The sequence below is a fragment of the Lysobacter enzymogenes genome, from assembly GCF_017355525.1.
Classification (GTDB): domain Bacteria; phylum Pseudomonadota; class Gammaproteobacteria; order Xanthomonadales; family Xanthomonadaceae; genus Lysobacter; species Lysobacter enzymogenes_C.
On record NZ_CP067395.1, the window covers coordinates 1,758,258 to 1,779,984 of the forward strand.

Genomic DNA, 21,727 nt, shown 5'->3' on the forward strand with positions numbered 1-21,727 from the left:
CCGGGCCGTACGCGGCGGCGCGCGCCGTCGCCGCGCGTTCGCGCAAACCCGTGCCGCAGCGCAGCGCAAAGCGCGCACGCGCCGCCGCGGCGCAGCGCGCGCGCAGCGGCGCGCACTGTCGGAAACGACAGGATTCGCCGGCGTTCCGCAACCGGCATCACATCTGCCGTGCCGACGGGACATGGAACGCGCGCGGCGCGGTGCTATAACGCCCAGGCGCCCACAGACGGGCACAGGGAGGAACAGTGATGTTGACCGCCGCTTTCCGCCGCGCACGCGCGGCCCGTCGCCTCGCCGGCCTGGCCTTCTGCTTCGGCCTGGCGTTCTCGCTCAGCGCGTTCGCCGGGCTCACCCCGGAACAGTGCGCGTTGTGCTGGCAGGACTGCATCGCCCGTTACGACCAGTGCCGCGCCGAAGGCGGCGGCAGCGACTGCTTCCGCGAACGCCAGCGCTGCGTCAACGCCTGCGGCTGCCGCGGCTGAGCGCCGCGCCGCGGCCGCTTCGATCCCTCGCCCACGCCGCCAGCGGCGCGGGCTCCATTTCGCCACGATCCACCGAGGACAAGGAATGAATTTCAAGTCGATCCTGACCACCATCGCCGTCGTCGCCCTGGCCCTGGCCCTCGGCGTCGGCGCCGGTTATCTGGTGCGCAACACCGGCCTGCTCGGCGGCGGCAAGGGCGTCGAGCTCGAGCAGGGCGACTACTCCGCCGTCTACGCCAAGGCCGGCGGCGACATCGTGCTGTACTCGCTGTCGACCTGCCCGTTCTGCCACAAGGCCAAGGAACTGCTGGACAAGCGCAACGTGCGCTACGTCGAGCGGGTCATCGACAAGGACGAAGTCGCGCGCAAGGAAGCCGACGGGCTCAAGATCAAGAGCGTGCCGGTGATCTACATCGGCGACCAGAGCATGCGCGGCTTCGACGAGGCCAAGCTGGTCGAGCTGCTGGACAAGCACGGCAAGAAGGCCTGATCCGAAGTCGCGGCGGCGCCGCGCCGGAAAGCGCGGGCCGCAGGAGCGCGCGGACGCCGCATCGCGGCGCCCGCGCGCGCGGCGGGCTTCAGGTTTCCGCCTGCCAGGCCCACTTGGTCTCGCCGCCGGCCGCGTTCTTGCACTGCACGCGGATGAAGCTTTCGTCCGCCTCCACATAACGGATTTCGGCATCGCCGGCCGCGGCGTTCGCGGGCGTCACGCTGAAGCGCGCGGGCCGGCCGAGCAGGCCGTGGGCGATCGCGAACGAATTGCCGCCGCCGAAAGCGGCCACCCCGCCGCCGCGGGTCTGCTGGTTGTTGGTGTTGAGCACCATGACCTTGTTGGCGTCCTGCGGCTGGCAGTTCACCGGCGTGGCGCTGACTCCGAGCGTGCCGCCGCTGACGTGGATCCGCGAGATCTGGCCGACCGCGGCGTTGCCCAGCTCCAGGAAGCGCTGACCGCCGTCGTAGTTCGGCGCGACGATGTCCAGCCCGTGCACCGACGAACCCGGCAGGGTCCGCACCACCGGCACGTTGCCGGCGATCTGGAACTCGCAGTTGGCCAGATTGATGCGCTTGGCCCGGCCGCGGAAGGTCAGCCCGGCGTTGGTGCCGGAGATGTAGCAATTGGCGAAGTACAGATGTTCGGCGTCGTACAGCTCGATCGCGTCGGCATCGATGCCGGCCTGATTGAAGTAGCTGTTGGAGCAGAACACGAAACGGCAGGCCCCGCCCTGCCCGTCGATGCGCAACGCCGCCTTGACCGAAGCTTCGAACACAGTGTTGTCGATCTGATGGATGCCCGACAGAGCCGCGTTGGACACCAGGCGGAAGCAGTTTTCGCTGAGCTTGGCCGGCGACATCATGCAGTCGGACAGGATCACCGAACCGGCGTTCTCCAGATAGAAGCCGTACTTGCCCTGACCCGAGGTCATCTGGCACTGGAAGAACTGCAGCGCGTAGCCGGCCTTGTCCGTGGCTGCGACGCCCGCGCCGTTGACGTGGGCGTTGACGCAGGCGAACCAGCGGATGTTCTCGAAGTAGGAATAGAACACCACGCCGAACACGTGGATGCTGTTCTGGCAGCCGTCGAACACGATGTTGCGCAGGTAGACGTTGCCGATGCCCGGGTTGCGGCCCTGCGCGTCGACCGGCTTGACCCCGTACAGCAACACGCCATCCTGCTGTTCGCGTCCGGCGCCGAGCGCGACGGCATCGCCGAGGATGCCGAAGTTCTCCAGCGTGCACTGGGCCTTGATCGTCAGCGCCGGCGCGTTGGCGCGGATCAGCAGGCGGCTGCCCTGGGTGCCGGCATCGGTGCCGCGGATCTTGATGCCTTCGCTGCCGTCGACGGCGTCGATGGTCAGGCCGCCGAACAGCGCGATGTCGCCGCTGGGCAGCACCAGTTCCAGCTCGCGGCGGGTGCAATAGTCGATGGCCTGGGCCATCGCCGCGGCGTTGTCGGTGCTGCCGTCGGCGACGACGCCGAAATCGGTGGCGTTGACGGACCCCTTGTAGACCGGTTCGGCCGGCGGATTGGCCAGCGCGGCAGGCGCGGCGGCGGCGGCCAGCCCTACCGGGAGGGCGCCCAGGAAATGACGACGTTGCATGTCGGTACGACTCCTTGTCGCAATGAGGAGCCTGCGCAGGATCGCCGGCTCGGGAACTTGGAACGGGCGGGGGCAGGCGCGGACCGGTCCGGTCCGCCGCAGCACGACGCGGCCCGAATCGGCTTGGCCCGAATCGGCCTGGCTTGAATCGGCTTGGCCCGAATCGGCGCAGCGGTGTTCGGCGCCAGCCGGGCCGCTGCGCTCAGATCGCCTCCAGCGCCTCGGCCAACCGCTCCACCGCGATGACCTCCATTTCCCCCACCCGGCCGCCGCGCGGCACGTTGCTCTTGGGCACGATCGCGCGCTTGAAGCCATGAGTGGCGGCTTCCTTCAACCGGTCCTCGCCGTTGGGCACCGGGCGGATCTCGCCGGACAGGCCGACCTCGCCGAAGGCGATGGTCTGCTCGGCCAGCGGCTGGTCGCGCAGCGACGACAGCACCGCCAGCAGCAGCGGCAGGTCGACCGCGGTTTCCTGCACGCGGATGCCGCCGACGACGTTGACGAACACGTCCTGGTCGCCGACCGCGATGCCGCCGTGGCGATGCAGCACCGCCAGCAGCATCGCCAGCCGGTTCTGCTCCATGCCGACCGCGACCCGGCGCGGGTTCGACAGCGGCGAGGAGTCCACCAGCGCCTGCACTTCCACCAGCAGCGGGCGGGTGCCTTCGCGGGTCACCATCACGCAGCTGCCCGGCTGCGGCGCGCGGCTGCCGGACAGGAAGATCGCCGAGGGGTTCGGCACTTCGCGCAGGCCCTTGTCGCTCATCGCGAACACGCCGAGTTCGTTGACCGCGCCGAAGCGGTTCTTGAACGCGCGCAGCACGCGGAAACGGCTGCCGCTCTCGCCTTCGAAGTACAGCACCGCGTCGACCATGTGCTCGAGCACGCGCGGGCCGGCGATGCCGCCTTCCTTGGTGACGTGGCCGACCAGGAACACCGCGGTGCCGGTTTCCTTGGCGTAGCGCACCAGCCGCGCCGCGCTCTCGCGCACCTGGCTGACCGAGCCCGGCGCGGCGCCGAGCTGTTCGGTCCACAAGGTCTGCACCGAGTCGGCGACGATCAGCGCCGGCTTCATCTTGGAGGCGTGTTCGAGGATGCGTTCGACGCAGGTCTCGGCCAGCGCATGCACGCCGTCCAGCGGCAGGCCCAGGCGCGCGCCGCGGCCGGCGACCTGCGACAGCGATTCCTCGCCGGTGACGTACAGGCCCGGCAGGGTCTGGGCCATGCGGGTGATCGCCTGCAGCAGCAGGGTCGACTTGCCGATGCCGGGATCGCCGCCGACCAGCACCACCGCGCCGTGGACCAGGCCGCCGCCGAGCACCCGGTCGAATTCGCCGATGCCGGTGGTGACGCGGGTTTCTTCCTGATGGGTGACGTCCTTCAGCGCGGTCACCGCCGGCGCGTCGGCGCGCCCGGCCCAGCTGGTGCGGCGGCTGGCGGCGAGGTTCGGCGCGCCGCCCTTGGCCGCCGGCTCGACCACGAATTCGCTGAGCGTGTTCCAGGCCCCGCATTCGCCGCACTGGCCCTGCCATTTGCTGTAGTCGGCGCCGCATTCGGAACACACGTAAGCGGTGCGCGCCTTCGACGCGGCGGTTTTGGCGGGGGGCTTGGACATGGCGGACGGCGACTGCGCGGGTAAAGCCGCACTTTAGCCGCTGCCGGTCGCAGCGCGCGAGACGGCCGGCGCCCGCGCGGGGCGCCGGCGTCGGGCGGTTCGATGACAGGCTGGGCCCTTAGTCGGGCCGGGCTGGCTGGGCCGGGCGGATCAGGCCAAGTCGGAATCAGGCCCGATCGAAATCGGGCGCGGCCGGAATCAGGCCGCGATCGGCCGGTGCTGCTCGGGATAGATCGCGCGCAGGTGCTGTTGCGGCATCGCCAGCAGGCCGCTGACGTCGCTGGTCGCGACGATGCTGTAGCCGCGCGCGTCGATGTCGTTGCCGATCGCGCGCCAGTCGAGCATCGGCCGGGCCAGCGCGGTGTCGATGGTCCAGCCGAAGCGCAGCGCGCCGAGCGCTTTCATTTCGTCCAGCGGCAGCCAACTGTCGGACGGAGCGACCACATACCCCTCGTTGTCGCCTACCACGAATACGTCTATGCGCATTTTCGTCATTGCCTTGTTGCCTGAGGCGCCTGTGTTGCGGGCCGGCGCATGGTGTCGAGACGGCCGATAAAAACGGGTGAAGACGGGATTGCGAATCGGTAAAGCTGAATCGTTTTCGAATTTGAGTTCACCTTCTATGCAAGACGATGACAGTCCCGGCCGGCCCGCCGCCTTCGCTGCGGTCGTCCGGCGCCGCCCGCGACAAACCGCATCGGCGTGCGACACCGCGGCTAGGTCGGACCGCGACCATGGCCTCGCCCGGATCGCAACGGTCGTCATGAACCTTCGGCGGCCCGCCCGATCAAGGCCGCTCCCCGGCCTCAGCGCTCGCGCAAGGCCTCGCCCGCGTGCTGGCGCAGCGGACCGAGCAGGTAATCGATCACCCGCCGCTTGCCGGTGGCGATCTCCACGCTCAGGGCCATGCCCGGGCTCAGGCGGACCTCGACGCCGTCGATGCTCAGGCTGGCTTTCGACAGCCGCACCCGCGCCGGGAACACCAGGCCGAGCTTTTCGTCCTGGGCCGCATCGTGCGACACGCTTTCGACCGTGCCGGTGAGGTAGCCGTAACGGGTGTACGGAAAGCTTTCGATCTTGATCGTCGCGGTCTGTCCGGGGCGGACGAAGCCGATGTCCTTGTTGAGCACGCTCGCCTCGACTTCGAGCGCGTCTTCCGCCGGCACCACCGCCAGCAACGCCTGCGCCGGCGCGACGACGCCGCCGACGGTGTGCACGGCCAGTTGCTGCACGGTGCCGGAGACCGGCGCGCGCAGCCGCATTAGCCGGTCGCGCTGTCCGGTCTTGGCCACTTCGGGCGCGAACTGGCGGACCCGTTCGCGCGCCTCGCGCAAGGCGTCGAGGGTCTGCCGGCGGGTGTCGGCGATCAACGCGGCGAGCTGTTCGCGCGCGCCGGCCAGCGCCGACCGGGTCTCGTGCAGGCGGCTGCGCTGCGTCGCCAGGTCGCGCTCGGCGGCGATGCGCTCCTGTTCGCGCAGCAGGTACTCGTGGCGGCCGACGTATCGGCCTTCGATCAACCCGGCGTAGTCCTCGGCGCGGCCCTTGGCGATCGCCGCGTTGCGCTGCAGCGGAACGATCGCCGCGCCCACGGTCCGCAGCTCGGCCTGGCGCTGGCCGATCGCCGCTTCCAGGCTGCCGAGCTTGGCGCGGTAGGCCTGGAACTCGCTGCTCGCCAACTGTTGTTCGGCGCGCAGGCGCGCCGGCGGCAGCGCCGGATCGGGCGCCAGCCGCGGCTCGCCGCGGCCGTCCAGCGCGGCGGCCAGCGCGCTCAGCCGCAGTTCGGCCAGACGCGCGCTGGTCAGGGCTTCATCGGCTTTTTCGCGATCGGCCGCGGCCGCGGTGGCGTCCAGCTCGATCAGCAGCTGGCCGTGCTTCACCGCCTGGCCGTCGCGCACCAGGATCCGGCGCACCACCGCGGTCTCGGCCGGCTGCAACACCTTGGTGCGCGAACCGGCCACGGTCTTGCCCTGCGCCACCGCGACGATGTCGAGCTGGCCGATGCAGGCCCACGCCAGCGCGATCGCGAACAAGGCGACGATCGCGCGCATGGTCCAGCCCGGCAGCGGCGACAGCGGAGTTTCGATCAGTTCCAGGTGCGCCGGAAGGAACGCCAGTTCGTCGGCGCTGCGGCGCGGCGGATCGAGGCTGCGGCGCGCCGACCAGGCCGCCTTGAACACCCGGGCGTAGTGCGCGGCGAAATCGCCGACGCCTTGAACGACATGCTTCATGACGGCTCAGCCCTGTTGCAGGCGGTGCAGGTACGCGTAATAGCCGTCGGCGCGGCCGAGCAGCTCGGCATGGCTGCCGCTTTCGGCGATGCGGCCTTTCTCGACCACGACGATGCGGTCGGCGCGACGCACGGTCGACAGGCGGTGGGCGATGATCAGCACCGTGCGGCCCTTGCAGATCGCCTGCATATTGGCCATCACCGCGTGTTCGGACTCGTAGTCCAGCGCGCTGGTCGCCTCGTCGAGGATCAGGATGCGCGGGTCGGTCACCAGCGCGCGGGCGATCGCGACGCGCTGGCGCTGGCCCCCGGACAGGCCGGTGCCGTATTCGCCGACCGCGGTGTCGTAGCCTTCGGGCAGCTCGACGATGAACTCGTGCGCGCCGGCCAGCTTGGCCGCGTGGATCACCCGCTCGATCGGCATGCCGGGATCGCTGAGCGCGATGTTCTCGCGCACCGAGCGGTTGAACAGGAAGTTCTCCTGCAACACCACGCCGAGTTGCCGGCGCAGCCAGGCCGGATCGGCCAAGGCGAGGTCGTGGCCGTCGATCAGCACCCGGCCGCGCCCGGGCACGTACAGGCGCTGGACCAGCTTGGTCAGCGTGCTCTTGCCCGAGCCGGAGCGGCCGACGATGCCGACGACCTCGCCCGCAGCGATGTCCAGGTCGAGGCCCTGCAAGGCCTCGGGCGCGTCCGCGCGATAGCGGAAGCCGACCTGCTCGAAGCGGATGCGTCCGCGGATCGGCGGCAGCGCCATGCGGCTGCCGGTCAGTTCGGTGCGGGTGTTGAGGATGTCGCCGAGGCGCTCGACCGAAATGCCGACCTGCTGGAAATCCTGCCACAGCTGCGCCAGGCGCACGATCGGCGCGGCCACCTGGCCGGCCAGCATGTTGAAGGCGATCAGCTGGCCGATCGACAGCTCGCCGCGGATCACCAGCTGCGCGCCCCAGAACAGGATCGCCACGCTGGCCAGTTTCTGCACCAGTTGCACGCCCTGCTGCCCGATCGTCGCCAGCCGGGTCACCCGGAACGCCGCGCCGACATAGCCGGCGAGCTGGTTGTCCCAGGTGCGGGTCACGCGCGGGTCGACGGCGCCGGCCTTGATCGTGCCGATGCCGGCCACCGTTTCGACCAGGAACGACTGGTTTTCGGCGCCGCGCGCGAACTTCTCCTCCAGCCGCTTGCGCAGCGTCGGCGTGATCGCCGCCGACCACAGCGCGTACAGCGGCAACGAGACCAGCACGATCAAAGTCAGCCAGCCGCTGTAATAAGCCATCACCGCCAGGAACGACGCGGTGAACAGCAGGTCGAGCGCGCTGGTCAAGGCGTGGCCGGTCAGAAAGGCGCGGATGTTCTCCAGCTCGCGCACCCGGGCGATGGTGTCGCCGACCCGCCGCGACTCGAAATACGCCAGCGGCAGCGCCAGGATGTGGCGGAACAGGCGCGCGCCGAGCTCGACATCGATCTTGCTGGTGGTGTGGGCGAACACGTAGGTGCGCATGCCCGACAGCAGGACTTCGAACAACGCCGTCGCCGCCAGGCCGACCGCGACGACGTGCAGGGTGGTCAGGCCGTTGTGCACCAGCACCTTGTCCATGACCACTTGATAGAACAGCGGCGTGACCAGCGCGAACAACTGGATGAAGAAGGACACGACCAGCACTTCGCCGAGCAGGCGCCGGTATTTGACCACCGCCGGCACGAACCAGCTGAAGTCGAACCGGGCCAGCTCGCCGAGCACCGACGCGCGCGAAGCGACCTGCAGCAAGCGGCCGCGGTAGCGCTCGGCGAACTCGGCGCGGCTCAACTTGAGCGGCCGTTTCTGCGCCAGATCGTGGATCAGCACCGCATCGGCGCCGGCCTTGGCGACGACGAAGGCGTCGCCGTCCGGGTGCAGCGCCAGCGCCGGCAGATTGGCCCGGTCGATGCGCTCGGCCGGTTGCTCGCCGACCCGCGCCTTCAACCCCAGATGCCGGGCGGCGAGCAGCAGCCGGGTCTCGTCGAAGCCTTCGGCGCCGACCCCGAACCGGTGCCTGAGTTGCGCCGCGTCGGCGGCGATGCCGTGGAATTGCGCCAGCAGGACCAACCCTGCGAGCGCGCGGTCTTCCTGCTCGGACGCCTTGCCCGTCCCGACGGCGGCAAGCGCCGCACTTCCCTGCGACATTCTTGAGCTACCTGCTGTTGACGATCGAGCGACGCCGCAGGATGTCATTCCTTGACCGCGAGCAGCGGCTTATCCAGCGCGCGAGGCTGTCAATTCAGACGAGTATCAATACGCAGGGGCTTGGACGATCGGAAGGCCGAAGCGGTTTTTTGCCTGCCGATGCGATCGATCTTTTCGTCGTCAGGCATGTTCTTTAAGACTGTGCGACGACTTCCGGCACCACCGCCGCACATGCCTAGCGCATCCTCGCGACTGCGAATCTGCAATACTGCGGCGGCGCACCGCATCGCTCTTTTCGCACAGCAAGCCTCGCTCATGGACGATCTCGCCGTTTACCGCCGTCGCCACGCCTGGCGCCGCCACGCCGCGGCCGCCGTGCTCGGCGCTGCCGCGCTCGTCGCCGCGCACGCCGTTCGCGCCAGCGGGCACCTGCCCGGGTTCCCGATCCCGCCGCGCAGCTTCCCCGATTACGCCGCCTGCAAGGCCTTCCTCGAGCAGACCGCGCGCGACGACCGCGCCCAGGCCGAGCCGCAGCCGCGCGAAACCGAACCGGGCACGACCCGGCAGATGCTGGTCGTCGGCGACGGCGTGGTCGAACGCGGCCGCGAGCAGGCCGAGTACCGCGTCCAGATCGGCGCGCAGTTCCGCCGCCGCGATCCCGAGCGCCAGGCGATCGTCACCACGTTCTCCTACGACGAGCGCAGCTATCGCTGCGACGGCGGCGCGCTGAGCGGCGAAGCCGGAGCGCGCGGCTACTACCTGCCGGGTTACGAACCGCTGCCCGCGGCCTCGCCCTGAGGCCGGGTACGCGAACGTTGTCGGCGCGTTCCAGCGCCGAGCCCGGCCGCTCCCAAGCCCACAACGACGGGCTTTTTTTGTGTTTTTGGGTGTTTTTGCCCGAACCCCGCGGCGGCCCGATTTGACAACGTTGTCATGAACGAGAGAAGTTCACCGGCTGCGACCCACCACCGGCCACGAGGACCCATCCCGCCATGCGGCAGCATCGACTCTTTCGCGCCAGCGCGCTCGCCCTGACCCTGCTCGCCGCCGGCTGCAATTCGGCGACCGGCCCGGCCGCCGACCCGGCGTCCAAGCCCGCCCAATCCGCCGACTCCGCCGCAGCGCCCGCGCCGGCCGCGGCGAAGGCCGCGTTCTTCTTCGACGACTTCACCTACGCCGACATAGCCGGCTTCAACGACCACGGCTGGAAAGCCCGCACCGAAACCGGCCACCCCGGCATCAAGGGCGCGGCCTGGTCCGCGCAGGGCCTGTCCTTCCATTCCGACATCGCCGACACCCAGGGCGGCGCGGTGCGGATGAGCTCGGTCACCGACGGCAGCGCCGCGAAGACTCGCCAGACCCAGTTCTGCCACGCGCGCAAATACCGCGAAGGCACCTACGCCGCGCGCATTTTCTTCCGCGACGCGCCGAGCTACGGCCCGGACGGCGACGAAGTCATCCAGACCTTCTACGCCATCAGCCCGCTGAAGGCGCCGATGGACAAGAACTACAGCGAGACCGACTTCGAATACCTGCCCAACGGCGGCTGGGGCGAAAACGCCAAGCCGGCGATGTGGACCACCACCTGGGACACGTTCCAGCTGGAGCCGTGGACCAAGGTCAACGAATTCACCCGCCAGGAAGGCAGCTACGCCGGCTGGCATACCCTGCTGCTGACCGTCGCCGACCAGAAGGTCAGCTACTACGTCGACGGCAAGCTGTTCTCGGTGCACTCCAGCAAGGTGTATCCGGAGGACTTCATGTCGATCAACTTCAACCTGTGGTTCATGCCCAAGGGCGCGGACGGCTCGCAGGGCCCCGTGGCCTCGCCGGAGCTGCGCGAGTACCAGCAGGACATCGACTGGGTGTTCTTCCAGGAAGGCGCGGCGCTGTCGATCGCCGACGTGGAAGCGCAGATCGCGCAGCTGCGCGGCGCCAAGGTGGCCTATGTCGACAACGTGAAGGAACAGAATCCGGTGCTGCCGTCGCCCTGCGGGCTGTGATCGCGGCGCGCTGCGGGGACATCGGTCCCCGCGGCGCGCGTCTTGCGGCAGGCAGAGCCTGAAGCGTCGACCGGATCGCCGTCGCCCGGGAAACACGCGATGGCCTGTCCGCCCGGCCGACACCGGGCTTGAGCGCGGCGTCGGGCACGCCACAGGGCAAGCCGCAACGCGCGCGCGGCAGCGGCCAGGCAAGGCAAGCCGGCAAGACTGAAACCGCCGAATGCCCGCGCGGACAAGACGAAGGACGCGATTCGTCCCCGGCAGGCCGCTGCGGCCGCCGGGCACGGTTCGGCCGCCCCCCGCCGGGGCCGCGCCGGGCGCGACCGCGCCAACATACCGATGGCGTCCCGGCAGAATTGACCGTCCCTGCCCCAGCCCCTAGAATTGCCCTCCTTCGCCGGAATAGCTCAGTTGGTAGAGCGGCGCATTCGTAATGCGTAGGTCGTAGGTTCGATTCCTATTTCCGGCACCACGTAACTCCGAGAAAGAAACACCCGCCCGGCCCCCGCATCCAACGGCCGCGCCCCTTCCCGGAAAAACCCCGAAAGGCCCTGCCACCCAGCAGGGCCTTTTTCTTTTCCATCCCGCCCTCCAAAAAACCTCCAACCGCGCCGCCGCCCAGCGCCACAGCCCGCCCGGCATCCCACGCCAAACAAACCCGCCGCGTCCATCGTCGAACCGGCGCACCACCGCATCCGCCTCCGGCGTACAAACCTCATCGCATGCGAACCGAATACCTCGCGACACATCGCTGAAAGCAAACGCAGCCTGCGCGCGTCCGCCATCGCACTGCGCATCCGCCGCCGCAAACAATCGCCGCGTCCGGTCGGCCAGACACTCGATCGCCGCGACGACTCGCGCGCGCTCGCGAACAACCGCAGCGTCGATTCCCAGCGCACTCGAGCGAACGCCGCACCGCCTCGCGCCACCGCGCAGCCGCACCCAAGCGCCCCGCCACAGCGCTAATCGCATCACACCCAATCGCACCCGCCGTTGCGCGAACGCCCGCGCACAACCCCCGCAATCCGCGACCGCGTTGCCGCTTTGGACCATCGCGCCCGCGCCCATGTCGCGTTTTGTGCGCTCGCGCCGCAGCGCAGGCGCGCGCGATGGCCGAGTCTCGCCGCGCGGTCGCGGGTGCAGGGGGCCGCCGCCGTTGCCTACTCTCGACGAAGCAGGAGCCCCCTCATGACCCGTTCTGTGTTGCAAAGCCGCCGGCTGCGAAGCCGCGTGTTGCCGCTCGCGTTCGCCATCGGCGCCACCCTCGCCGCCGCCTCGGCGCAAGCCAAGCTGCCCGACGGCGTGCTCGATCCCGCGTTCGGCCGCCGCGGCCTGGCGATCAGCGATTTCGCCGTCAACGACGACTTCGTCCGCGCCGTGGCGATCCAGGCCGACGGCAAGATCCTCACCATCGGCGAAGGCGGCAGCGACAGCGCCCAGCCCGACGGCCGCCTGCATTGCCGGCTGGTGCGTTTCGGCGCCGACGGCAAGCTCGACCCTGCGTTCGGCACCGACGGCGAAGTGCGCATCTCGCTGGAATCCAGCGCGCAACCGGCCGCCTGCCGCGCGCTCGCGGTGCAGGCCGACGGCCGCATCCTCGTCGCCGGCGGCAACCAGGGCAACGCGCTGGTGCTGCGCTTCCTCGCCAACGGCAAGCCCGACCGCGGCTTCTCGCGCGACGGCGTGCAGACGCTCGACGCCGGCGGCATCGAGGATTTCTACGCCATCGCGCAACAGGCCGACGGCCGCATCGTCCTCGCCGGCAAGCGCGTGGACGAGGACACCGGCCGCGACGCGGTGCTGCTCGCGCGCTACCGCAGCGACGGCCAGGCCGACCGCTGGTTCGGCCGCAACGGCGTGGTGGTGACGCCGCACGACGACCAGCCCAACGGCGCCGGCGCGCAGCATGTGGTGCTGCAGCCCGACAGCAAGATCGTCGTCGCCGGCGGCGGCGGGCGCTGGAACCTGATCGCGCGTTACCTCGGCGACGGCCGCGCCGACGCGAAGTTCGGCAAGGACGGCACCACCATCGACCGCATCACCGGCCTCAACGCCGGCGCGCAAGGCCTGGTGTTGCAGACCGACGGCAAGTTCCTCAGCAGCCATCCGATCGTCGCCGGCAGCGGTGTGCGCGGCACCTTGCTGCGCCACAACGCCGACGGCAGCCTCGACACCACCTATCACCGGCCGGACCTGGAAATCTCCGGGCGTCTGGCGCGCCAGGCCGACGGCCGCGTGCTCGTGGTCGGCAACGCCACCGGCGCCGCGCCGAAGCCGGGCCGCTTGCAGCGCGTGAATCCCGATGGCTCAGTCGATACGACCTTCACCGTCGCGCCGATCGAATTCGGCGGCAACGAGGATTACTTCATCGACCTCGCCATCCCCGGCAGCGGCCGCATGATCGTCGCGGCGTGGCTCAGCGACGAGAACCGCATCGGTCTGGCGAAGGTGGCGGCGACCACTTACTGCCTCGCCGACCCGGTCAATCCGGGCCGCTGGATCGGCTTCAGCGAAAGCGGCTGGTTCTCGACCATCGACAGCGGCTTCGGCGGCAGCGGCCAGGGCCTGGTCGCGAAGGGCCGACTGCGCTCGGTGCAACCGCAAGGCCAGCCGGCCGGACGCGCGCTCAGCGCCGGCGGCCCGTCGCCGGCGGCGTACCGCGTCGATGCGTTCGCCGTCACCGGCGACGTGCGCGGCTTCGGCTTCGCCAACGTGGCCAAGCGCGGCAGCGCGCCGGCGACGTACGGCTTGGTGGATGCGCAGATGAACGATCCGGCCTGCAAGATCCTGCCGGGGCGCTGATCGCGTCGTAACGACGGTTCGGGGCAGCGGCGCGGCGGGCGGGCCTTCGGGGCCGTCCGCCGCGCCGCAGTTGCGCTTGCACGAGGCGCGAACGGAAAAAACAACGGCCGGTTCCGCAAGGACCGGCCGTGTATGCGTTCGTATCGCGGATCGCTGCGCGCGCCGATGCGCGCGAAGCTCAGTTGATCAATTGCAGGCGCAGTTCCTTCGGCAGCGCGAACACCATGCTTTCCTGCTCGCCGTCGAGCTCGGTCACATGCAGCGCGCCGAGTTCGCGCAGGCGGTCGATCACGCCGCGCACCAGCACTTCCGGCGCCGAGGCGCCGGCGGTGATGCCGATGCGCTGGCGGCCTTCGACCCAGCGCGGATCGATCTCGATCGCGCCGTCGATCAGGTAGGCGGCCACGCCTTCGCGTTCGGCCAGCTCGCGCAGGCGGTTGGAGTTGGAGCTGTTCGGCGAGCCCACCACCAGCACCAGATCGCAGCGCGCGGCGAGTTCGCGCACCGAGTCCTGGCGGTTCTGGGTGGCGTAGCAGATGTCGTCGTTCTTAGGCCCCTGGATCGCCGGGTACTTGGCGCGCAGGGCTTCGATCACGCTGCGGGTGTCGTCGACCGACAAGGTGGTCTGGGTGGTGTAGGCGAGGTTTTCCGGCTGGTCGACCTGCATCGCGGCGACGTCGTCGACGTCCTCGACCAGATAGATCTGGCCGGAACCGGCTTCGCGCTTCCACTGCCCCATCGTGCCTTCGACTTCGGGATGGCCTTCGTGGCCGATCAGCACCACGTCGCGCCCGGCGCGGCAATGGCGCGAGACTTCCAGGTGGACCTTGGTCACCAGCGGGCAGGTCGCGTCGAACACTTTCAGCGCGCGCCGTTCGGCTTCCGCGCGCACCGCCTTGGACACGCCATGGGCGCTGAAGATCACGGTGGCGCCATCGGGCACCTCGTCGAGCTCCTCGACGAAGATCGCGCCGCGGTGCTTGAGGTCGTCGACGACGAAACGGTTGTGCACGACTTCGTGGCGCACGTAGATCGGCGCGCCGAGGGTTTCGATCGCGCGCTTGACGATTTCGATGGCGCGGTCGACGCCGGCGCAGAAGCCGCGGGGATTGGCGAGCAGGACGTCCATGGGCGCGATTGTACTCCGGTCGCGGCGGGCGGGCTGGAACGAGGGCTGGGCTGAGCCGGGACTGCGCGAAACGCCGCGGTCAGCCCTTGTTGCCCAAGCCCGGTTCGCGCCGCTCCGCCTCGGGCTTGCTGAACAGCCCGAACGCGGCGATGCCGATGGCGCCGCCGACGATGGCTGCGTCGGCGATGTTGAACGAGGGCCAGTACCAGGTGCGCCAGTACCACTGGATGAAGTCGACCACGTGGCCGTGCATCAGCCGGTCGATGACGTTGCCGATCGCGCCGCCGATGACCAGCGAATACGGCAGCGCGGTCTTCCAGTCGCCGCGCGGCGTGCGCGCCAGCCAGCGCGCCAGCAGGCCGCTGATGCCGACCGCCAGGACCAGGAAGAAATACTTCTGCCAGCCGCCGGCGTCGCTGAGGAAGCTGAAGGCCGCACCGGTGTTGTAGCTGCGGTACCAGTTCCAGAAGCCTTCGATCACCACCACCGGGGTGTACTCCGGCAGCGAGGCCAGCACCCAGTTCTTGCTCCACTGGTCGAGCGCGATCACCACGATCGAGACGATCAGCCAGGGCAACGCGTTCTTGGCGGGGGTGCTTGCGGTCATCGGCTCGGCAGTCGGTAGAGGAATCGGATAGGGATCGGAAGCGGAGAAGCGGCGCGCGCTTTGCGGCGCGCGCCGCGGTGGCTCAGAACCAGCGGCGCTGTTCGCCCGGGCCTTCGACGTTGCTGACGCAGCGTCCGCACAGCTCCGGGTGCTTCGGGTCGGAACCGACGTCGGCGCGGTAGTGCCAGCAGCGCACGCACTTGGTCTTGCCGGTCTTGGCCGCGAGCACGGCGATGTCCTGGATGCCGTCGTCGGCCACCACTTCGACGTCGCCGCTGATGAACAAGAAGCGCAGCTCGTCGGTCAGCGGCGCCAGCCAGTTCTGGTCGGCGACGCCGCAACGCAGGGTGATCTCCGCTTCCAGCGCCGCGCCGATCTCGCCGGCCGCACGCATCGGCTCGAGCGCGCGGGTCACGCTCTCACGCAGCTCCAGCAGACGCTTGAAGTCCTCGTCCGACAGCGCCGCATCCGCCGGCAACGGCGCCAGGCCGTCGTACCAGGTAGCGAACAGCACGTTGCCTTCGCGCGCGCCGCTTTCGGTGTTGGCCGGCAGGTGCCGCCACATTTCGTCGGCGGTGAACGCCAGCACCGGTGCGATCCAGCGCACGAACGCTTCGGCGATGCGGTACATCGCGCTCTGCGCCGAACGGCGGCCGCGCGAATCCTCGCGCATGGTGTACAGGCGGTCCTTGGTCACGTCCAGGTACAGCGAACCCAGGTCGACGCTGCAGAAGTTCGACAGCACCTGCACGATCTCGGCGAAGTCGTAACGCTCGTACGCGCCGGCGATGCGGTCCTGCACTTCGCTGGCGCGGTGCACGATCCAGCGGTCGAGCGCGACCATGTCCTCCAGCGCCGTCAGATCGCGCGCCGGATCGAAGCCGCTGAGGTTGCCGAGCAGGAAGCGCGCGGTGTTGCGGATGCGGCGGTAGACGTCGGCGTTCTGCTTGAGGATCTTGTCCGACACCGACATCTCGGCGCTGAAGTCGGTCGAGGCGACCCACAGGCGCAGCACGTCCGCGCCCATCGCATCGATGACCTTCTGCGGCACCACCACGTTGCCGAGCGACTTGGACTGCTTCTTGCCCTGCTCGTCGACGGTGAAGCCGTGCGTCAGCACTTGCCGGTACGGCGCCACGCCGTCCATCGCCACGCCGGTCAGCAGCGCGCTGTGGAACCAGCCGCGGTGCTGGTCGGAGCCTTCCAGGTACAGGTCGGCCGGCTTGCGCAGGCCGTCCTGCGGCCGCTGCGCGAGCACGCATTCGTGGCTGGCGCCGGAATCGAACCAGACGTCGAGGATGTCGGTGACCTTCTCGTAATCGCCGGCCTCCTCGCCGAGCAACTGCTCGGCGGTCATCGCGTACCACGCGTCCACGCCCTCGCGTTCCACCGCGTCGGCGACCTGGCGCATGATCTCGACCGTGCGCGCATGCGGCTGGCCGGTCTCGCGATGGAAGAACAGCGCGATCGGCACGCCCCAGTAACGCTGGCGCGAGATGGTCCAGTCCGGACGGCTCTCGATCATGTTGTAGATGCGCGACTCGCCCCAGCCCGGGATCCAGGTCACGCCCGGGATCGCCTTCAGCGCATCGCGGCGCAGGCCGGCCTGCTCCATCGAGATGAACCACTGCGGCGTGGCGCGGAACACCACCGGCGTCTTGTGCCGCCAGCAATGCGGATAGCTGTGCTTGATCCGGCCGCGCGCGAGCAAAGCGCCCTGCTCGCGCAGGATCTGCAGCAGCAAGTCGTCGCTCTTGAAGATGTGCTTGCCGGCGAGCACATGCTCGCCGACCGGCGGCGTCGACGGCAGATACAGCCCGCGGCCGTCGACCGGATTGATCTGCGCCGCGTTGTAGCGCGCGATCAGGCCGTACTTCAGCGACACCGCGTAGTCCTCCTGGCCGTGGCCGGGCGCGGTGTGGACCGCGCCGGTGCCGGCGTCGGTGGTGACGTGGTCGCCCAGCAGCACCGGGATTTCGCGCTCGGCGTAGAACGGATGGCGCAGGCGCAGGCCCTCGAAGGCCTCGCCCGGATGCGAGGACCAATCGCGGGTCTCGACGCTGTGGCCCTGCTTGAGCGCCTCGGCGTCGGTGATCGCGGCCAGCACCGCACTGACCAGCTCGTTGGCGATCAGCAGATATTCCGGACGCGCGCCCGGCTCCTTGAACAAGGCCTCCTCGCTAGGCTCGATCCGAACCAGCGAATACTCGACCTGCGGGCCCATCGACACCGCCAGGCTCGCCGGCAGCGTCCACGGCGTGGTCGTCCAGATCGGCACCGACAGCGGGCTGCCGTCGTCCTCGATCCCGAACACGTCGAACACGCGCTTGCGGTCGAGCACCGGATAGCGGACGTAGATCTGGGTCGATTCCTTGTCGTGGTACTCGATCTCGGCCTCGGCCAACGCCGAGCCGCAATCGAAGCACCAATGCACCGGCTTGGAGCCGCGCACCAGATGGCCGCGTTCTACGATCTTGGCCAGCGACCGCATGATGTCCGCCTCGTAGCGGAAATCCATGGTCAGGTAAGGATTCTCCCAATCGCCGATCACGCCCAGGCGCTTGAAGTCGCGGCGCTGCAGGTCGACCTGGGTCGCGGCGTACTCGCGGCACTTGGCGCGAAACTGGGCGGCGTCGAGCTTCTCGCCGACCTTGCCGTAGGTCTTCTCGACCTTGGTCTCGATCGGCAGGCCGTGGCAGTCCCAGCCCGGCACATACGGCGCGTCGAAGCCGGACAGCAGCTTGGAGCGCACCACGATGTCCTTGAGCACCTTGTTGAGCGCGTGGCCGATGTGGATCTCGCCGTTGGCGTACGGCGGGCCGTCGTGAAGCACGAAGCTGCGCTCGCGGTCCTTCACCTTCTCGCGAATTCGCTGATACAGGCCTTCGCTTTCCCAGCGCGCCAGGATTTCCGGCTCGCGCTTGGGCAGGTCGCCTCGCATCGGGAATTCGGTCGCCGGCAGCAGCAAGCTGGCCTTGTACGGGTTGCCGGCGGCGGGTTGGCTCGGGTCGTTGGTCACAGCGGGTCTCGGACGGGTCTTCGGCGGATTGGTCGGGTTGGCGTTCGTTGCTAAGGGTTCGCGCTGCGGATCACGCGGTTCTTTCGGCCGCGCCGGCATCGGCCGCGCGCAGCGGATCGGGCGGCGAAGCCGGAATCAGGCGGCGGCGCTGCGCATCCAGCGCCAGCGACTCGCGCGCTTGCGCGGCGTCGCGGTGCATCTGCTCGGTCAGCGTCGCCAGGTCGGGGAACTTGAGCTCGGCGCGCAGGTGGGCGACGAATTCGACCTCGATCCTGCGACCGTACAGGTCGCCGTCGAAATCGAACAGATGCGCCTCCAGCAGCGGCTCGACGCCGGCCACGGTCGGACGCGTGCCCAGGCTCGACACCGACGGCCGCGGCCGCTCGCCGATGCCGTGCACCCAGGTCGCGTAGATGCCCGACAAGGCCGGGGTCTTGCCGCCGAAACGCAGGTTGGCGGTCGGAAAGCCGAGGGTGCGGCCGAGCTGCTGTCCGCGCACCACATGGCCGCCGATCGCGTACGGCCGGCCGAGCAGGCGCGCGGCCGCGGCGAAGTCGCCGGCGAGCAGGGTTTCGCGGATGCGCGTGCTGGACACGCGTTCGCCGTCCAGGTGCACCGGCTCGATCTCGTGCGCGCCGAAGCCGGCGGCTTCGCCCATGCGCCGCAGCAGCGCGATGTCGCCGCCGCGCGCCTTGCCGAAGCGGAACTCCGGGCCGACCCAGACTTCGCGCGCGGCCAGTTGCCGCACCAGCACGCGTTCGACGAATTCCTCGCCGCTCCAGCTGCTGAGTTCGCGGTTGAAGCGCAGCAGGCCGACCTGATCGGCGTCCAGCGCCAGCAGGCCGGCGGCCTTGGCCCGCGGCGACAACAGCCGCGGCGGCGGCGCGGCCGGGGCGAAGAACTCGCGCGGCAGCGGCTCGAAGCTCAGCGCTACCGCCGGCACGCCCAGGGCGCGGGCGCGCGCGACCGTGTGGCGCACCAGCGCGCGGTGGCCCAGGTGCAGGCCATCGAAGGCGCCGATGCAGACCACACTGCCGTGCGGGCATCGCGTCCCGCGGTCGACGTCTCGAAACAGCCTGCTCATTCGGATTCTGGCGTGGCGACCCGGTCGCCCGGGATACGGCTTGAAGGATGAATCAAGAAGTATAGCCGGCGGCCGGCGCTCTCAATGGCACCGGACGCCGCGGTTGGGCGCCGTTCGCCCGCCGGCAGCGGTCGAAGGCGCGCCAGGACTCAATGCCCGCGCAAATCGCGCGGCCGGATGCCCTGCAGCCACAGCAGCGCCGCATACGCCGCGCCGCCGGCGCCGACCACGACCGCGAGCTTCCACGCCCGCTCCCACCACGGCCAGCCGGTCCAGCCCGGCCACAGCCACAGCAGGAACAGCACCACCGCGCTGAGGCCGACGCTGGCCACGCCGATCTGGCGCAGGAACCGGCCCCAGCCGGGCTGACGCTGGTAGACCCGCGCCCGGCGCAGGTACCAGGCCAGTTGCAGCGCGTTGGTCCAGCCGGCGATGGCGATCGCCAGGGCCAGGCAGGCATGCGCGCCGGGCACCTCGCCGAGCGCCTGGGTCAGGCTCGCTCCGCGCGCCAACGCGGCGCGGCCGGCGTCGCTGAAATGCACCGCCAGCAACAGCAGGCCGACCGTCGACAGCAGGTTCACCGCGACCGACACCACCGCCGACTTGACCGGCGTCTTGGTGTCCTGGCGCGAATAGAACGCCGGCGCCAGCACCTTCACCAGCAGGAACGCCGGCACCGCGGTCGACTGCGCCATCAGGCTCAGGCGGATCATCTGGGTGTCCTGCGGGGTCAGCCGGCCGTACTGGAACAGCGCCGCGATCAGCGCCTCGGCGCACAGCACCAGGCCCAGGCAGGCCGGCACGCCGATCAGCAGGCACAGGCGGAAGCCCCAGTCCAAAGCGCGCGAATAGCCGTCGCTGTCGGTCGCCGCGTGGCGCTTGGACAGATGCGGCAGGATCACCGTGCCGATCGCGACGCCGAACATGCCGAGCGGGAATTCCAGCAGCCGGTCGGTCAGATACAGCCAGCTGACGCTGCCGACGATCAGGAACGAGGCCAGCGCGGTGTTCAGCAGCAGATTGAGCTGGGCCACCGACGAGCCGAACAGGGTCGGCACCATCAGCCGCAGGATCTTGCGCACGCCCGAGTGCTGCCAGCCCCAGCGCGGCCGCGGCAGCAGGCCGAGCTTCGCCAGCGCCGGCAGCTGGAACACCAGTTGCAGCACGCCGGCGAAAAACACGCCCCAGGCCAGCGCCAGCACCGGTTCGGCGCCGAACGGCCGCATCAGCGGCGCGGCCGCGGCGGCCGCGGCGATCATCGAGATGTTCAGCAGCACCGGCGACAACGCCGGCACCGCGAATTTCTCGTAGCTGTTGAGCACGCCGCCGGCCAGCGAGGCCAGCGAAATGAACAAGGCGTACGGGAAGGTGATCTGCAGCATCTGCGTGGCCAGCAGGTACTGCTCGCTGCCGGGCGCGAAGCCGGGCGCGAACACGCCCATGACCCAGGGCGCGGCCAGCACCACCACCGCGGTCAGCGCCAGCAGCGCCGCCGCCAGGGTGCCGGTGACCCGGTCGACCAGCTCCTTGACCGCAGCGTGGTCGTGCTTTTCCTTGTACTCGGCCAGGACCGGCACGAAGGCCATCGAGAACGAGCCCTCGGCCGACAGCCGGCGCATGAAGTTCGGGATCCTGAACGCGATGAAGAACGCGTCCATCGCCGGGCTGGCGCCGAACTGCCAGGCGTAGACCTGGTCGCGGATCAGGCCGGTGATCCGCGAGATGAAGGTCATCGCGCTGAACACCACCGAGGAACGCAGCAGGCCGCCCTTACTCATGCCCGCCCTCCCCGGCCCGGCCGCACCGGGCCCCGACTTGTCCCAAACCCGCCGGGTTGACGCAAGCCCCTGAATCGCCCATACTTTTGGGTCTGATTTTCCGCGATTGCGCTACAGGCGGTTTCGGCCAGCCCGCAGCGCCTCGTCTTTCGTCCAGCTTCATTCACGTTTTCAACCCAAATTTTCAGGAATTCACCGTGGCAAACATCAAGTCCGCCAAGAAGCGCGCCAAGCAGACCCTCGTGCGCAACGCCCGTAACGGCAGCCAGCGTTCGATGCTGCGCACCGCGGTCAAGAAGGTGCTCAAGGCCCTCGGCGAGAACGACGCCGCCGGTGCCAAGTCCGCCTTCGACGTCGCTCAGCCGATCCTCGACCGTTTCAGCGCCCGTGGCCTGATCCACAAGAACAAGGCCGCCCGCCACAAGAGCCGTCTGGCCGCGCGCATCAAGGCGCTGGCTACCGCCGCTTGATTCGTCGCGGCCCGCACGGGCCGCAGCGAAACGCAAAAACCCGGCCTCGGCCGGGTTTTTGTTTGCCTGCGTTTTTGCGTCCGCTTCAGCGCGCGCAGCGAGCACTGCGCCCTGCCCGCGTGCGCGCAGCGGTGCGGGAACGAACGTGGCCGCGGACGCGAACATGCCGCGCATCTTCGGCGCGGCCGGTGAAGCGAAATTGAAGTCGCCCGCGCGACGCGCGCGCAACGCGCAGCCGCGGCGCCTCA

At 69.6% G+C, this 21,727-nt stretch carries 16 protein-coding genes and 1 tRNA gene; 7 read left to right on the forward strand and 10 right to left on the reverse strand.

From position 1 onward, the window contains the following. Positions 1–248: 248 nt before the first annotated feature. On the forward strand, positions 249–482 hold the full coding sequence (locus JHW38_RS07210; protein ID WP_207525296.1) for a hypothetical protein: 234 nt from the start codon (positions 249–251) through the stop codon (positions 480–482). Between the two features lie 85 nt (positions 483–567). After that, on the forward strand, positions 568–972 hold the full coding sequence (locus JHW38_RS07215) for a glutaredoxin family protein (RefSeq protein ID WP_207525297.1): 405 nt from the start codon (positions 568–570) through the stop codon (positions 970–972). Between the two features lie 88 nt (positions 973–1,060). Here the strand turns inward: JHW38_RS07215 and JHW38_RS07220 are convergent, their stop codons facing one another. From JHW38_RS07220 to JHW38_RS07240, 5 genes are all read right to left on the reverse strand, one after another. After that, complete coding sequence (locus JHW38_RS07220; RefSeq protein ID WP_207525298.1) at positions 1,061–2,581, reverse strand: hypothetical protein; 1,521 nt, start codon at positions 2,579–2,581, stop codon at positions 1,061–1,063. Positions 2,582–2,783: 202 nt separating this feature from the next. Further along, positions 2,784–4,196 carry a DNA repair protein RadA gene (gene radA, locus JHW38_RS07225; RefSeq protein WP_207525299.1) on the reverse strand — a complete coding sequence of 471 codons (1,413 nt, stop codon included), beginning with the start codon at positions 4,194–4,196 and terminating at the stop codon, positions 2,784–2,786. Between the two features lie 198 nt (positions 4,197–4,394). Then, a complete protein-coding gene (locus tag JHW38_RS07230; RefSeq protein WP_207525300.1) occupies positions 4,395–4,682 on the reverse strand; it encodes a hypothetical protein in 288 nt (95 codons plus the stop codon). Between the two features lie 320 nt (positions 4,683–5,002). Beyond that, the gene (locus tag JHW38_RS07235) at positions 5,003–6,424 is read right to left on the reverse strand and encodes an HlyD family type I secretion periplasmic adaptor subunit (RefSeq protein WP_207525301.1); all 1,422 of its coding nucleotides are present in this window, start codon (positions 6,422–6,424) and stop codon (positions 5,003–5,005) included. A 6-nt stretch (positions 6,425–6,430) separates the two neighbouring features. Beyond that, the gene (locus JHW38_RS07240; protein WP_207525302.1) at positions 6,431–8,587 is read right to left on the reverse strand and encodes a type I secretion system permease/ATPase; all 2,157 of its coding nucleotides are present in this window, start codon (positions 8,585–8,587) and stop codon (positions 6,431–6,433) included. 315 nt (positions 8,588–8,902) lie between these two features. On the opposite strand from JHW38_RS07240, the gene JHW38_RS07245 reads away from it, so the two are divergent. From JHW38_RS07245 to JHW38_RS07260, 4 genes are all read left to right on the forward strand, one after another. Continuing rightward, a complete protein-coding gene (locus JHW38_RS07245; protein ID WP_207525303.1) occupies positions 8,903–9,385 on the forward strand; it encodes a hypothetical protein in 483 nt (160 codons plus the stop codon). A 194-nt stretch (positions 9,386–9,579) separates the two neighbouring features. Beyond that, a complete protein-coding gene (locus tag JHW38_RS07250) occupies positions 9,580–10,590 on the forward strand; it encodes a glycoside hydrolase family 16 protein (RefSeq protein WP_207525304.1) in 1,011 nt (336 codons plus the stop codon). Positions 10,591–10,986: 396 nt separating this feature from the next. Next, a tRNA-Thr gene (locus JHW38_RS07255) sits at positions 10,987–11,062 on the forward strand. Positions 11,063–11,778: 716 nt separating this feature from the next. Next, on the forward strand, positions 11,779–13,392 hold the full coding sequence (locus JHW38_RS07260; protein ID WP_207525305.1) for a hypothetical protein: 1,614 nt from the start codon (positions 11,779–11,781) through the stop codon (positions 13,390–13,392). A gap of 178 nt (positions 13,393–13,570) precedes the next feature. Here JHW38_RS07260 and ispH read toward each other — a convergent pair whose 3' ends face one another. The 5 genes from ispH to murJ all read right to left on the reverse strand — a co-directional run bounded on the left by ispH (position 13,571) and on the right by murJ (position 21,009). Beyond that, positions 13,571–14,521, reverse strand: a complete 951-nt coding sequence (ispH, locus tag JHW38_RS07265; protein ID WP_207525306.1) for a 4-hydroxy-3-methylbut-2-enyl diphosphate reductase — start codon at positions 14,519–14,521, stop codon at positions 13,571–13,573. 79 nt (positions 14,522–14,600) lie between these two features. Continuing rightward, positions 14,601–15,128, reverse strand: a complete 528-nt coding sequence (gene lspA, locus JHW38_RS07270) for a signal peptidase II (protein WP_207525307.1) — start codon at positions 15,126–15,128, stop codon at positions 14,601–14,603. A gap of 82 nt (positions 15,129–15,210) precedes the next feature. Then, complete coding sequence (gene ileS, locus JHW38_RS07275; protein WP_242691371.1) at positions 15,211–18,069, reverse strand: isoleucine--tRNA ligase; 2,859 nt, start codon at positions 18,067–18,069, stop codon at positions 15,211–15,213. A 148-nt stretch (positions 18,070–18,217) separates the two neighbouring features. Continuing rightward, entirely contained in the window at positions 18,218–19,231 is a 1,014-nt protein-coding gene (locus JHW38_RS07280) for a bifunctional riboflavin kinase/FAD synthetase (RefSeq protein ID WP_207525309.1), read from the reverse strand. A gap of 149 nt (positions 19,232–19,380) precedes the next feature. Next, positions 19,381–21,009 (reverse strand): murein biosynthesis integral membrane protein MurJ, encoded by a 1,629-nt coding sequence (gene murJ / locus JHW38_RS07285; RefSeq protein ID WP_207525310.1) that lies wholly within the window; start codon positions 21,007–21,009, stop codon positions 19,381–19,383. A gap of 197 nt (positions 21,010–21,206) precedes the next feature. On the opposite strand from murJ, the gene rpsT reads away from it, so the two are divergent. After that, positions 21,207–21,479 carry a 30S ribosomal protein S20 gene (rpsT, locus tag JHW38_RS07290; RefSeq protein ID WP_207525311.1) on the forward strand — a complete coding sequence of 91 codons (273 nt, stop codon included), beginning with the start codon at positions 21,207–21,209 and terminating at the stop codon, positions 21,477–21,479. Positions 21,480–21,727 lie beyond the last annotated feature (248 nt).